Source organism: Streptomyces sp. I05A-00742, assembly GCF_013055795.1.
GTDB lineage: Bacteria > Actinomycetota > Actinomycetes > Streptomycetales > Streptomycetaceae > Streptomyces.
This window is the reverse complement of sequence record NZ_JABETO010000006.1, coordinates 81,019-94,113: the sequence shown is the minus strand read 5'-3', so window position 1 is coordinate 94,113 and position 13,095 is coordinate 81,019. Positions and strand designations below refer to the sequence as shown.

Below are 13,095 nucleotides of genomic sequence, written 5' to 3'. Positions count from 1 at the left end.
TTGCTTCGCCGTCACCCGTACGGCCGTCCGGCGTGCCCCGGTGTGGTGCCCGTGTGACGGTTGAGGGGTGTTCGCTGTGATCGCCCGAGCCCGCCCGGCGGCGCCGACACCGGCCGGTCCGTCCTCACGGCCCGCACGGGCCGGACGGACCGGAGAACCCGCCCCGCCCGGACGACCCGCATGGGCCGCACGGCCCGGACGACCCGCGCGGACCGGGCCGGCCGTGCCGACAGGGCTGGTCGCCCTGGCCCTGACGGTCGTCCTCGCCTGCGCACCGGGCGTGGCGCGGGCCGAGGCCGGACCGACCTCGTCGCCCGGGCCGTCCGCGCAGTCCGGGCCGGGCGCGCAGCCCTCGCCGCCCGGTCCTGCCAAGCCTCCCGCGAGCGCGCCCGCCACCGACGCCGGGCGCCTCGCGGGAACCGTGGCGGGTCAGGGGCGCACACACCCCGGACGCGCCCCCGAGCCCCCGGAGAACCCGGAGAACCCTTCCGGGGCGGAGGAGGCCGGAGCCGACGCAGGAGCCGACGCCGACGCCGACGTCCCCGTGACCGACCCGTACGGGTCCCCGGCCCCGGCCCCCGACGACAGCTCCGAACCGGAACCCGCCTGGACGCCGGCCCAGCTCGTCCCCGAGGAACCCCCGAAGCAGGCCCCGGCCCGGGCGGACGGCCGGAACGGGCGGTCCGCCCAGCCCCAGGAGCCCATGATGCGGGTCCTGCCGCTCGGCACGGGGATGACCCTCACCGGGCTCGGTCTGGGCTTCCTGGCCCTGCGCCTGCGGCGCCGGTGACGCCCGCCGGCGGTGCCCGCCGGTGACGAGCACCGGCGACGAGCACCGGCGGCCGGGGCGCGCCCCCGGCCGCCGGCCCGGTGAAGTCACGCCGGCGCACCCCGGTGGATCAGGCGTGTACGGGGGCATCACCAGGGGGAAATCATCTGTGCGAGAGAATGGCGGCATGGATATGCCGAGGAACGAACGGTCGCAGGAGAGCCCGCACATCCTGGTCGTAGGCCCGGATGGCATGGCTCTCGGCAGCACCAGCCCCGGCGGTGGGGCAGGTGACGACGAGTCGCGCGAGGTCCCCGTGACGGAGCAGGTCGAACAGCCCGCGAAGGTCATGCGCATCGGAAGCATGATCAAGCAGCTGCTGGAGGAAGTACGCGCCGCGCCTCTGGACGAGGCGAGCCGGGTGCGGCTCAAGGAGATCCACCACAGCTCCGTCAAGGAGCTGGAGGACGGGCTCGCCCCCGAGCTCGTGGAGGAACTGGAGCGCCTGTCGCTCCCGTTCACCGACGACACCATCCCCACCGAGGCCGAGCTGCGCATCGCGCAGGCGCAGCTGGTCGGCTGGCTTGAGGGGCTGTTCCACGGCATCCAGACGGCCCTGTTCGCCCAGCAGATGGCGGCCCGCGCCCAGCTGGAGCAGATGCGCCGCGCCCTCCCGGCCGGTGTGACCGACGACGAGGGTGAGGACGGACGCCCGCAGGGGGCGCGCTCGGGCCCGTACCTGTAGACCCGGAAGTTCCTGACGGGACGTCAGCTGCCCCGCCACCAGGGCCGGTTGCCGTACGGCGACCGGCCCTTCGCACGCCTCGGCGTCAGGGCGGCAGGGGCAGGGCTGCAGGGCAGGACGGCAGGGTCAGGACGGCAGGGTCAGGACGCGTCGGACACGTCAGGACGCGGGGTCGCCCGTCGAGACCGTGACGACGATCGTCGTGGTCTTCGGGTCGAACGGATCACCCTTCTGAGGGTTCTGCATCAGGACGATGCCCTTCCCCCAGATGTTCTCGTCCTGCTTGTCCTCGCGGTACTTCCAGTGGGCGGCCTGGAAGCACGCCTTCACCGAGTCGATGTGGACGTACTGGACCTCGGGCATGCTCGTCTTGGTCTTGTCCAAGTAGCTGGCTCGCGCGTCCGTGCACCGCGCGGGGTCGATCACCTTGGACTTCTCGCCGTCCCTGTGCTGGTTCCGGGTGCCCCCGGTGCCGCCGTTACCGCCGGTGGAGGCGCCGTTGTTCCCCCCTGCCGACCCGGCGGAGGACCCGCCCACCGGAGCCGCGGACCGGCTGGTCTGCACAGTCGGCTGGTCGGCCCGGGTCTGTTCGTCGTCCCCGTCGCCCTTGAGGGAGACGACGGTGACCACGGCGATGACCGCGAGGGCCGCGACGATCGCCGAGCCGATGATGACCGGCTTGTTGCTCCTGCCGCCCGACGCGGGCACCGGCGCGGGGGAGGGCGCCGGAGGAGCGTGGTACGGCGGGGGCGTCCGGTACGCGGGAGCGGGGGCCGGGGTCGGCGCCGGGGTCGGGTATCCGGAGTTGTACGCCCCGTAAGGGTTGGGCTGCCCGTGCTGGGCCGGCTGGTAGGGGGTCTGGACCGACTGGAGGCCGGGGCCCGGCACCGCCTGCTGGTCCACCGGCGGGAAGACCGCGGAGGAGACCCCCGCGCCGCTGCCGGGGGCGGGCGCGTTGCCGGCGATCACCGGGGAGCCCGCGGTGTGCGCCGTCCCGGCCACCCGCGCGCACTCGTCCCGCATGGCCGCGGCGCTCGGGAAGCGCTCGTTCGGGTTCTTCTTCAGCGCCCGGGCCACCAGCGCGTCCACCGCGGGCGGGATCGAGCGGTTGATCGTGGAGGGCGCGACCGGCTCCTCCTGGACGTGCGCGTAGGCGATCGCCAGCGGCGAGTCCGCGTCGAAGGGCAGGCGGCCGGTCAGCAGCTCGAAGAGCATGATGCCGACCGAATACAGGTCGGAGCGCGCGTCCACCCCGCGCCCCAGCGCCTGCTCGGGCGACAGGTACTGCGGGGTGCCGACGACCATGCCCGTCTGCGTCATCGAGGTGACCCCGGACTGCATGGCGCGGGCGATGCCGAAGTCCATGACCTTGACCACATCACGCTTGGTCATCATCACGTTGCCCGGCTTGATGTCCCGGTGGACCAGACCCATCTCATGGCTGACCTCAAGGGCCGCCAGTACATCGGCCGTGATCTTGAGCGCCTTGGCGGTGGGCATCGCGCCGTACTGCGCCACGTCCGCGTCGAGGACGGAACGCAACGGTTTGCCCTCGATGTACTCCATGACGATGTACGGCATCGTCGTGCCGTCCAGCGCGTCCTCGCCCGTGTCGAAGACCGAGACGATGTTGGTGTGCGTGAGCTTGGCCACGGCCTGGGCCTCGCGCCGGAACCGCTCGCGGAACGAGGACTCGCGCCCCAGCTCCGTATGGAGGGTCTTGACGGCGACCTGCCGGTCGAGCACCGAGTCGTACGCGAGGTGCACGGAGGCCATGCCGCCCTCGCCGAGCAGGTCGCGCAGCTGGTAGCGGCCGCCGCCGACGGCCCGTCCCGCGTAGCGGCCCTGTGCGCCGTCCTGGCTCATGCTCTTGCTTCCCCCTCGACGCCGGCCCGGCGCCGAGTCGGAGACGCGACACCGGTCCGAGTCCGGCTCATAGGTCTGATCCAGCCGAATCCCATCCGACCGGACACGTATCCCGGCCAAGTGTGCCGCAGGCCAGGGGCACGTCAAGCCGCGTGCCCGTTCCGTGACCGGATGCGCGACAAGCCGTCACGGAATTTGCCTTGCCCGGGCCGCTGAGGGTTTGATTGCCCGTCCATCCCCGACCGGCGCGCGTCGCGGAACCTGTAGCGTGCCTTATCGGAAGACTGCATTGCTCCGCGTACGGCTCAGCAGCGTGAGCACTGCCCCAAGGCTTGGCCCCCGCGAGCGGCCAGACACGACGGCGAGGACTGATGGCACAGACGCAGAGCGCCCAGGGTCCGTCCGACCCTGACGCCAACGGGGGCGGAATGCCCGATGTGCCGGAAATGTGGGGTAACGGCGGCATGGTCGGCGACGGCCGCTACCGCCTCACCCACCGGCTGGGCCGCGGCGGCATGGCCGAGGTCTTCGCCGCCGAGGACGTGCGCCTCGGCCGCACCGTGGCGGTCAAGCTGCTCCGCGCCGACCTGGCCGAGGACCCGGTCTCCAAGGCCCGCTTCACCCGCGAGGCACAGTCCGTCGCCGGGCTGAACCACCACGCCGTCGTGGCCGTGTACGACTCCGGCGAGGACATCGTCGGCCGCCAGACCGTGCCGTACATCGTCATGGAGTTGGTCGAAGGCCGCACCATCCGGGACCTGTTGCTCAACGCCGAGGCCCCGCCGCCCGAGCAGGCGCTGATCATCGTCTCCGGCGTGCTGGAAGCGCTGGCCTACAGCCACCAGCACGGCATCGTGCACCGCGACATCAAGCCCGCCAACGTCATCATCACCAACAACGGCGCCGTCAAGGTGATGGACTTCGGCATCGCCCGCGCCCTGCACGGCGCCGCGTCCACCATGACCCAGACCGGCATGGTCATGGGCACCCCGCAGTACCTGTCGCCCGAGCAGGCCCTCGGCAAGACCGTCGACGCCCGCTCCGACCTCTACGCCACCGGCTGTCTGCTGTACGAACTGCTCGCGCTGCGCCCGCCGTTCACCGGCGAGACCCCGCTTTCGGTCGTCTACCAGCACGTTCAGGACAATCCGATCCCGCCGTCCCAGGTGCTGGACGCCGTTCCGCCGGAGCTCGACGGGCTCGTCATGCGCTCCCTCGCCAAGGACCCGGACGACCGGTTCCAGAGCGCCGAGGAGATGCGCGGGCTGGTTCAGTACAGCCTCCAGATGCTCCACGAGGCCGGCGGCCACACCGGCGCCTGGGACACCGGCCAGGTGCCCGCCGCCGCGGCCACCCAGGTCATGGGCGGCGCCGGCCTGGGCCAGACCACCGCCATGCCGCACCCGCAGCACGGCAACACCTCGCCGCAGCGGATCCTGCCGCAGGGCATGGGCGGCGGCGGGGACGACGACTACGCGCCGGCCGGGCACGGGCGGGGCGGCGGGGGCAACCGCGGCAAGCTGGTGCTGATCGTCGCGCTGATCGCGGTGGTCCTGGTGAGCGTGGTCGCTTACCAAAAGATGAACGGCAAGGGTGACGCCAAGGAGGACAGCGACACCAAGAAGCCGACCCACAGCACGTCCCAGAGCTCCGACCCCTCGAAGTCCTCCTCGCCCAAGCAGAACGAGAAGAGCTCCTCCCCCGAGAAGAACACCTCGACGGGCGGCGTCTACGAGGACGACGACGACAGCAGCTCCACCTCCACCGGCGGGACGCGAGACCGCTACACGAAGCCGCCCACCGACGACAAGTCGAAGGAACCCACCACCGATCCGACGGACGACAAGACGCCGGACGATCCCAAGCCGGGCAACAACACGTCCACGGGCACGAACAGCAACGGCACCCCGGGTACGAGCAACAACTCGAACACCGCCACCAATGGCACGCCGGGGACCAGCAGCGACAACAACGCGGCCAACAACCCGGCTACTACGAACAACCCGAACGGGAGCGTCGCCGGGAACTCCAACACCACCGGCACGACCCCTTGAGGTCACGAGGCCATGAGGCGGGGCCCCGGCCCCGCCTCAGTCCGTGAACGCGTCCCGCACGTCCTCGTACGCCCTCGTCCACCACACCGCCAGCGCCGCCGACGCCGGGAAACCGGGGTCGGCGCGGTGGTCCCCGAGCTGGTAGCGCCAGCGGAGCATCCAGAAGTCGTTGAGGCGTTCCCACCACACCCGGTGCACGGCCGCCGCGAGTTCGGCCGGGCCCGCGCCCGTGGTGTGGCGGTAGGCACGGGCGTACGGCCGTATCTTCGCGAAGTCGAGGGTGCCGTCGGGGCGCAGGAAGAAGATCACGGCGGCCCGGACGGCCTCCTCGGCGCGCGGCCGGACGCCGAGCCGGTCCCAGTCGACGATCGCGGCGGGTTCGGCGTCCCGGTAGAGCAGGTTGAGCGGGTGGAAGTCGCCGTGCACCCAGCCCCTGGCCGGGGTGGCGGCCGGCGGCGGGCGGCGGTGGGCGTGCCGTTCCAGCAGGTCGCGGCGTTCGACGAGACGGTGTTCCGCCAGCTCGTCGAAGGAGTCGCGGGGGCGGCGGCGCACCAGGGCCAGGAGCTCCTCGATGAGGGCGTAGGTGTCCTCGGGGTCGGCCGCCGCGTCGAGGGCGTCAGGGGCGTGCGAGGTGCCCGTAAGGGTGCACCGAAGCCCTTCAGGGGCGCTCTCGGGGCTTCGCAGCGCCGTTCCGGCCCCGGCGCCCCTTCCGCCTGTGCCGACGCCCCTTCCGCCCATGGAAAGCGTCCCGAGGCCCGTAGCGCCCCCAAGGGCGCCGACAGCACCGATGGCCCCGGCGCCACCGACAGCACCGACGGCCCCACGGGCCCCGACAACTCCGACAGGCTCGAAGACCTCTCCCCTCCCCGCCACCTCCTTCATCACCGTCTCCAGGCTCACGTGCACGGTGCCGAGCAGCGCCCCCAGCCGCCGCGACTGGGCGGCCGTGAGCTCGCCGCCGTCCCGGTGCCGCCCCTCGACCCACGGGTGGAGGGCGTAGCAGCGGCCGCCCAGGACGGCGACGGTCGAGCCGTCGTCCGCCTCGACGGGCGGGGCGACCGGCAGACCGAGGGCGCCCAGCCGGAGGGTCGCGGCGTGCTGCCGGACGATGGCGGCGCGGTCGCCGTCGAGGTGGTGCTTGAGGAAGAAGCGCCCCCGGCTGGTGGAGAGCCGGTACCCGTGGTTGAGCAGGCCCTCGGTGAGGGGCTCGCAGGTGAGGGGTTCGCCGGCGTGCCGGTAGCGGCGTAGGAGGGTGCGCAGGGTGCCGCCGTCGGGAGGTGCGACAGGGGGGACAAGTGAGCGCGGCACGCCCCAAATGTTAGTTCACGACGAGTGCGCGGCCTGTCGCGCGGGTACGCCTTCGAGGTGGTGCAGGGTGATGAACTGCGGTTCTATGCACAGGTATTCGGGCAGGAAGGGCACGTTGTCCGCCACCCGGGGGGCCGGGCCGAAGCTCAGCAGCTCGGCGGGGCCGGGGGTGAACCGCCGTGCGGTGCCCACGAATTGCACGTGCCAGACGTCCTCGTCGCCCTCCTCCCGGCCGCCGAAGTTGTCGGCGTTGTAGGCGATCACGCTGCCGTCACAGGCCCTGCTGTACCCGTAGCCGCCGTGCAGCCGCACCAGCACCCGCCCGTCGGAGACGATGTGCCGGGTGGTGATGACGAACGGGAGCGCGCGCAGGGTCACCGAGAGGTGCCCGTAAGGGGCGTGCGCGAGCAGTTCGAGCGCTCGGTGGTCGTCCGAGGGCGCTCGGTGTTCGTCCGAGGGTGAGGCCGGAGGCTCCGGGATGGGCATGGGGAACACTCTGCACGGTCACGTCCGGTGCACGTAGAGCCACCCGCCCCCTCGCGGCCGGGACGTTGGTCCCTAAACGGGCAGCCCGGGCGGGTGACCCGTACGGCCTCGCCGGCCCGGCTCCCCTCAGCGCCTCTCCGCCTGGAGACGCGCGACGTAGGCCGCGGCCTGGGAACGTCGTTCCATGCCCAGCTTGGAAAGCAGACTGGAAACGTAATTCTTGATGGTCTTCTCCGCCAGGTGCAGCCGCTCGCCGATCACGCGATTCGTCAGCCCCTCCCCGATCAGGTCGAGGATGCGCCGTTCCTGTTCGGTCAGCGAGGCCAGCCGGTTGTCGCCCCGGGGGTTCTTGCCGTCGCGCAGCCGTTCCAGGACCCGGGCGGTCGCCACCGGGTCGAGCAGGGACTTCCCGGCCGCCACGTCGCGCACGGCGGAGAGCAGTTCATTGCCGCGGATCGCCTTCAGTACATATCCCGAGGCCCCGGCCATGATCGCGTCGAAAAGGGCCTCGTCGTCGGCGAACGAGGTGAGCATCAGGCATTGGATGCCGGCGTCGAGCGAACGGATCTCACGGCATACTTCGACCCCGCTGCCATCCGGGAGGCGGACGTCCAGAACAGCGACATCGGGCCGGGTGGCGGGAATGCGCACCAGTGCGTCGGCCGCGGTACCGGCCTCGCCCACGACCTCGATGTCGTCCTCGACGGAGAGCATCTCGTGAACGCCGCGCCGCACGACTTCATGGTCGTCGAGCAGAAATACCGTGATTTTTCCTTGTTCGCGCACAGTGTCAGTCTCACACATCGAGTCTTCCCCTGCTCTTGTCCTCCGGGATAACGTGCGGTCGTTCCGGCGGTAACCCTGCCTCGGCGGGGGCGGCTCGCAAGGCTGTGACCAGTACATTGGCGGCCCTTTCTCGATTTACTTGGAAATCCAAGCAAAATCGCAGGTCAGAGAGGGTTTCGCAGGAATGCGGAGTACTGGGTAACGTGCTTATTGCAGGCCATTCGGCGGGACACCTGTCACGCCCGGTTCGGCCTCGGCACACCCACCCCGTGTGCCGTCGGGAAGCGGGCGAGCATCCCCCAGCCCCACGGCGGGGGGACCCCCTACGGCCACCGGCGACCCCGGGGGCCGGACAGACGGAGGAGCACACGTGACCGTGGACAGCACCGCCGCGCGCAAGCCGCGGGGCGGCAAACGCGCCGGAGCGAAGAAGCCGGCCGCCGGGGCGGGCGAGCCGGAGCTCGTACAGCTGCTGACGCCCGAGGGCGAGCGGGTCGAACACCCCGACTACGCCATCGACGTGACGCCCGAGGAACTGCGCGGCCTGTACCGCGACATGGTCCTGACCCGCCGTTTCGACGGAGAGGCCACCACCCTCCAGCGCCAGGGCGAACTGGGCCTGTGGGCCTCCCTGCTCGGCCAGGAGGCCGCCCAGATCGGCTCCGGGCGTGCCACCCGCGACGACGACTACGTCTTCCCGACCTACCGCGAGCACGGCGTCGCCTGGTGCCGGGGCGTGGACCCGACCAACCTCCTCGGAATGTTCCGCGGCGTCAACAACGGTGGCTGGGACCCCAACGAGAACAACTTCCACCTGTACACGATCGTCATCGGCTCGCAGGCGCTGCACGCCACCGGCTATGCGATGGGCGTCGCCAAGGACGGCGCGGACTCCGCCGTCATCGCCTACTTCGGCGACGGCGCGACCAGCCAGGGCGACGTGGCCGAGTCGTTCACCTTCGCCGCCGTCTACAACGCCCCCGTGGTGTTCTTCTGCCAGAACAACCAGTGGGCCATCTCCGAGCCCACCGAGAAGCAGACCCGCGTCCCGCTGTACCGCCGCGCCCAGGGCTACGGCTTCCCGGGCGTCCGCGTGGACGGCAACGACGTCCTGGCCTGCCTCGCCGTCACCCGCGCCGCGCTGGAGCGCGCCCGCACCGGCCAGGGGCCCACCTTCGTCGAGGCGTTCACCTACCGGATGGGCGCCCACACCACCTCCGACGATCCCACCCGCTACCGGCGGGACGAGGAGCGGGAGCTGTGGGAGGCCAAGGACCCGATCCTGCGGCTCCGCCGCCACCTGGAGCGCGAGGGCCTGGCCGACGAGGCGTTCTTCGCCGGCCTGGAGACCGAGAGCGACGCCCTGGCCAAGCGGGTCCGCGACACCGTGCGCACCATGCCGGACCCGGAGAGCACCGCCATCTTCGAGAACATCTACGCGGACGGCCACGCGCTGGTCGACGAGGAACGCGAACAATTCATCGCCTACCAGGCTTCGTTCGCCGACGAGGAGAGCAAGTAATGGCCACCGAGAAGCTCTCGATCGTCAAGGCGATCAACGCCTCCCTCCGCACCGCCCTGGAGAGCGACCCGAAGGTCCTGGTCATGGGCGAGGACGTGGGCAAGCTCGGCGGCGTCTTCCGTGTCACCGACGGGCTCCAGAAGGACTTCGGCGAGGAGCGGGTCATCGACACCCCGCTGGCCGAGTCCGGCATCGTCGGCACCGCCATCGGCCTGGCCCTGCGCGGCTACCGGCCGGTCGTGGAGATCCAGTTCGACGGGTTCGTCTTCCCGGCGTACGACCAGATCGTCACCCAGCTCGCCAAGATGCACGCCCGCGCGCTCGGCAAGATCAAGCTGCCGGTCGTCGTACGGATCCCCTACGGGGGCGCCATCGGGGCCGTCGAGCACCACAGCGAGTCGCCCGAGTCGCTGTTCGCGCACGTCGCGGGCCTGAAGATCGTGTCGCCGTCGAACGCGTCCGACGCGTACTGGATGCTCCAGCAGGCCATCCGGAGCGACGACCCGGTGATCTACTTCGAGCCCAAGCGGCGGTACCACGACCGGTCCGAGGTCGACACGGAGGCGATCCCGGGCCCGCTGCACACCGCCCACACGGCACGCCCCGGCACGGATCTGACGCTGGTCGCTTACGGCCCGATGGTCAAGACCTGTCTGGAGGCGGCCCAGGCGGCCGCCGAGGAGGGCAAGAACCTGGAGGTGCTCGACCTGCGGTCGATCTCCCCGATCGACTTCGACGCGATCCAGGAGTCCGTGGAGCGCACCCGCCGGCTCGTGGTCGTCCACGAGGCCCCGGTCTTCTTCGGCTCGGGTGCCGAGATCGCGGCGCGGATCACCGAGCGCTGCTTCTACCACCTGGAGGCCCCCGTCCTGCGGGTCGGCGGCTACCACGCCCCCTACCCCCCGTCGCGGCTGGAGGACGAGTACCTTCCGGGACTGGACCGGGTACTCGACGCCGTAGACCGCGCGCTTGCGTACTGAGGGCTGAGGAGAGTCGTGACGATGACTGCGAGCACAGCGAGCGACCAGCGCTTCCGCGAGTTCAAGATGCCCGACGTGGGCGAGGGCCTCACCGAGGCGGAGATCCTCAAGTGGTACGTGGCCGTGGGGGACACCGTCTCCGACGGCCAGGTGGTCTGCGAGGTCGAGACCGCCAAGGCGGCCGTGGAACTGCCCATCCCCTTCGACGGCGTGGTGCACGAGCTGCGCTTCGAGGAGGGCGTGACGGTCGACGTCGGCACTGCGATCATTTCGGTCGACACCCAGCCGGGTGCCGGGCCCGTCGCCCCGGTCACCCCTGTTGACGCGACCGCCGCCGGCTCCCCGGCCGAGCCCGCCGCGCACGCCGAGACGGCTGCCGCGCCGGAGGGCGAGGGCCAGGGGCAGGGCCGGCAGGCCGTCCTCGTGGGGTACGGCGCGGCGCCGTCGTCCACCAAGCGGCGCCCGCGCAAGGCGCGTCCGGAGGCGTCGGCCGTCGGCGCCGCGGTCCAGGCGGAGCTGAACGGACACCGGGCGGCCGAGGTGCCTGCCGCTCCCGCACCGGTACCGGCGCAGGCCCCGGCCGCTCCCGCCGCCGCCCGCCCCCTGGCCAAGCCGCCCGTGCGCAAGCTGGCCAAGGACCTGGGCATCGACCTCGCGGCCGTCAGCCCGACCGGCCCGGACGGGATCGTCACCCGCGAGGACGTGCACGCCGCCGCCCGCGCGACGGCCGCCCCCGAGGTACAGGCCGCACCCGCCACGCCCGAGGCGCCCGTCACCGCGTGGGGCGCACGGGAGACCCGCATCCCGATCAAGGGAGTCCGCAAGGCGACCGCGCAGGCCATGGTGGCCAGCGCCTTCACCGCGCCGCACGTCACGGAGTTCGTCACCGTCGACGTCACCCGCACGATGAAGCTCGTCCAGCAGCTGAAGGACGACCCGGACATGGCCGGGCTGCGCGTCAACCCGCTGCTGCTGGTGGCCAAGGCCCTGCTGGTGGCGATCCGGCGGAACCCGGACGTCAACGCGGCCTGGGACGAGGAGAACCAGGAGATCGTCCGCAAGGACTACGTCAACCTGGGCATCGCCGCCGCGACGCCGCGCGGCCTGATCGTTCCCAACATCAAGGAGGCGCAGGCCAAGACGCTCCCCGAGCTGTCGCAGGCGCTGTCCGACCTGGTGGGCACCGCGCGCGAGGGGAAGACGAGCCCGGCGGACATGTCCGGCGGCACGGTCACCATCACCAACGTCGGCGTCTTCGGCGTGGACACCGGTACGCCCATCCTCAACCCGGGCGAGTCGGCGATCCTGGCGTTCGGCGCGATCAAGCTCCAGCCCTGGGTCCACAAGGGCAAGGTCAAGCCCCGGCACGTGACCACGCTGGCGCTCTCCTTCGACCACCGCCTGGTGGACGGGGAGCTCGGCTCCCGGGTGCTGGCCGACGTCGCGGCGGTTCTGGAGCACCCGAAGCGGCTGCTGACCTGGGGCTGACGCCCCGGGGCCGGACTCGCGCAGGGCCCGGACGCCTCCACTCCTCACCCCCCTCCGGTGAGGAGTCGGAAGCGTCCGGGCCCTCCGTTTACATGGCAGAGCGGCCTGGAGCCATTCCAATGGCAGGGTGGAATGGCCCGTGTGGGGCAATTTACTTAAGATTGACCGACACTTGCAGTGTCGGAATCGGAGGCTCCACTTGGCCGGCGCGAAGGCGGGCGCGGGCGACCGGGACCCGGCGCGGGACCCTGCGCGAGACCCCGCGGACGACGGCGAATCCATCAGCCGGCTGCTCCGTGCCTGGCGGGCGCGGATCGACGCACGGACCGTGCCCGGACTGCGCGGACTCCACCCCGGTCGGGGCCGTCTGCTGTCGCAGCGCCACGTCGCCCGGCTCACCGGGGTGAGCGAGGGCTGGTACCGCGCCCTGGAGGCCGGACGCCGCCAGGACTTCTCCGAGAGCTTCCTGCTCCGCGTCGCCGACGCCCTGCGACTCAGCGAGGCCGAGACGCTGACCCTGTTCCTGGCCGTCTGCGGCCGGCGCCCGCCCGGCTCCCCGGGCCCGGCCGGCGAGCTGCCCGAGCTGCCCCAGGGCGTCAAGGACCTGCTCGTCCAGCAGACGACCTATCCCGCCTACCTCTCCGACAACGCCTGGAACATCGTCGCCTCCAACCGCCTGATGGGCGAGTGGTTCCCCTGGGTGCTGCGCCCGGGGGCCAACCTCATGCGATGGGCCCTGCTGCACCCCGAGGCCCGCGAGCAGATGCTCGACTGGGAGGACAGCTGCGCCCGCGCCTACCTCGCCATGCTCCGCGTCGCCGCCAACAGCGACCCCGGCGACGCCGCACTGCGCTCGCTCGTCCGGGAGGTCCTGGACTCCGACGCCGACTGCCGTCGCATCTGGGCCGAGGAGCACGACGTCGTCGAGCACCGGGACGGGGACGTCTTCCGGCTGAGGCTGCCGTACCACGGACACCGCGAGGTCCGGGTGACCAGCCACGTCCTGCTGCCCATCCAGCGCCAGGACCTGCGCTTCGTCTTCATCACCCCATTGGCGGACTGAGCGTCCGCCGGGTGTGCCGCCCGCGCGC

General features: G+C 71.7%; 11 protein-coding genes. 7 read left to right on the top strand and 4 right to left on the bottom strand.

Annotated features, from left to right (window positions below; all coding sequences use genetic code 11):
* The first annotated feature begins 223 nt into the window (after window positions 1–223).
* Window positions 224–790 carry a hypothetical protein gene (locus tag HN013_RS08035; RefSeq protein ID WP_171164565.1) on the top strand — a complete coding sequence of 189 codons (567 nt, stop codon included), beginning with the start codon at window positions 224–226 and terminating at the stop codon, window positions 788–790.
* A 166-nt stretch (window positions 791–956) separates the two neighbouring features.
* Window positions 957–1,514: a bacterial proteasome activator family protein gene (locus HN013_RS08030; protein ID WP_171164563.1), complete on the top strand. Its 558-nt coding sequence runs from the start codon at window positions 957–959 to the stop codon at window positions 1,512–1,514.
* A 159-nt stretch (window positions 1,515–1,673) separates the two neighbouring features.
* Here HN013_RS08030 and HN013_RS08025 read toward each other — a convergent pair whose 3' ends face one another.
* Window positions 1,674–3,380, bottom strand: a complete 1,707-nt coding sequence (locus HN013_RS08025) for a protein kinase domain-containing protein (protein WP_171164561.1) — start codon at window positions 3,378–3,380, stop codon at window positions 1,674–1,676.
* 371 nt (window positions 3,381–3,751) lie between these two features.
* Here HN013_RS08025 and HN013_RS08020 point away from each other — a divergent pair, with 371 nt between their 5' ends.
* Window positions 3,752–5,434, top strand: a complete 1,683-nt coding sequence (locus tag HN013_RS08020) for a protein kinase domain-containing protein (protein ID WP_171164559.1) — start codon at window positions 3,752–3,754, stop codon at window positions 5,432–5,434.
* Window positions 5,435–5,470: 36 nt separating this feature from the next.
* Here HN013_RS08020 and HN013_RS08015 read toward each other — a convergent pair whose 3' ends face one another.
* From HN013_RS08015 to HN013_RS08005, 3 genes are all read right to left on the bottom strand, one after another.
* Window positions 5,471–6,742 (bottom strand): phosphotransferase, encoded by a 1,272-nt coding sequence (locus tag HN013_RS08015; RefSeq protein WP_171164557.1) that lies wholly within the window; start codon window positions 6,740–6,742, stop codon window positions 5,471–5,473.
* A gap of 15 nt (window positions 6,743–6,757) precedes the next feature.
* Window positions 6,758–7,228 carry a pyridoxamine 5'-phosphate oxidase family protein gene (locus HN013_RS08010; protein ID WP_171164555.1) on the bottom strand — a complete coding sequence of 157 codons (471 nt, stop codon included), beginning with the start codon at window positions 7,226–7,228 and terminating at the stop codon, window positions 6,758–6,760.
* A gap of 126 nt (window positions 7,229–7,354) precedes the next feature.
* Complete coding sequence (locus tag HN013_RS08005; RefSeq protein ID WP_171164553.1) at window positions 7,355–8,014, bottom strand: response regulator transcription factor; 660 nt, start codon at window positions 8,012–8,014, stop codon at window positions 7,355–7,357.
* Window positions 8,015–8,384: 370 nt separating this feature from the next.
* On the opposite strand from HN013_RS08005, the gene pdhA reads away from it, so the two are divergent.
* The 4 genes from pdhA (at window position 8,385) to HN013_RS07985 (ending at window position 13,067) form a co-directional block, all read left to right on the top strand.
* Window positions 8,385–9,536: a pyruvate dehydrogenase (acetyl-transferring) E1 component subunit alpha gene (gene pdhA, locus HN013_RS08000; RefSeq protein WP_171164551.1), complete on the top strand. Its 1,152-nt coding sequence runs from the start codon at window positions 8,385–8,387 to the stop codon at window positions 9,534–9,536.
* Entirely contained in the window at window positions 9,536–10,516 is a 981-nt protein-coding gene (locus HN013_RS07995; protein WP_171164549.1) for an alpha-ketoacid dehydrogenase subunit beta, read from the top strand. The genes pdhA and HN013_RS07995 overlap by 1 nt, the downstream gene beginning before the upstream one ends.
* A 21-nt stretch (window positions 10,517–10,537) precedes the next feature.
* On the top strand, window positions 10,538–12,004 hold the full coding sequence (locus tag HN013_RS07990) for a dihydrolipoamide acetyltransferase family protein (RefSeq protein WP_171164547.1): 1,467 nt from the start codon (window positions 10,538–10,540) through the stop codon (window positions 12,002–12,004).
* Between the two features lie 199 nt (window positions 12,005–12,203).
* Entirely contained in the window at window positions 12,204–13,067 is an 864-nt protein-coding gene (locus HN013_RS07985) for a helix-turn-helix transcriptional regulator (RefSeq protein WP_171164545.1), read from the top strand.
* Window positions 13,068–13,095: the final 28 nt, after the last annotated feature.

Bases quoted from the DNA above. Each gene is read 5' to 3' on its own strand.
- HN013_RS08025 (WP_171164561.1), bottom strand. From the start codon at position 3,380: ATGAGCCAGGACGGCGCACAGGGCCGCTACGCGGGACGGGCCGTCGGC.
- HN013_RS08010 (WP_171164555.1), bottom strand. From the start codon at position 7,228: ATGCCCATCCCGGAGCCTCCGGCCTCACCCTCGGACGAACACCGAGCG.
- HN013_RS07990 (WP_171164547.1), top strand. From the start codon at position 10,538: ATGACTGCGAGCACAGCGAGCGACCAGCGCTTCCGCGAGTTCAAGATG.
- HN013_RS08020 (WP_171164559.1), top strand. From the start codon at position 3,752: ATGGCACAGACGCAGAGCGCCCAGGGTCCGTCCGACCCTGACGCCAAC.
- HN013_RS08030 (WP_171164563.1), top strand. From the start codon at position 957: ATGGATATGCCGAGGAACGAACGGTCGCAGGAGAGCCCGCACATCCTG.
- HN013_RS07995 (WP_171164549.1), top strand. From the start codon at position 9,536: ATGGCCACCGAGAAGCTCTCGATCGTCAAGGCGATCAACGCCTCCCTC.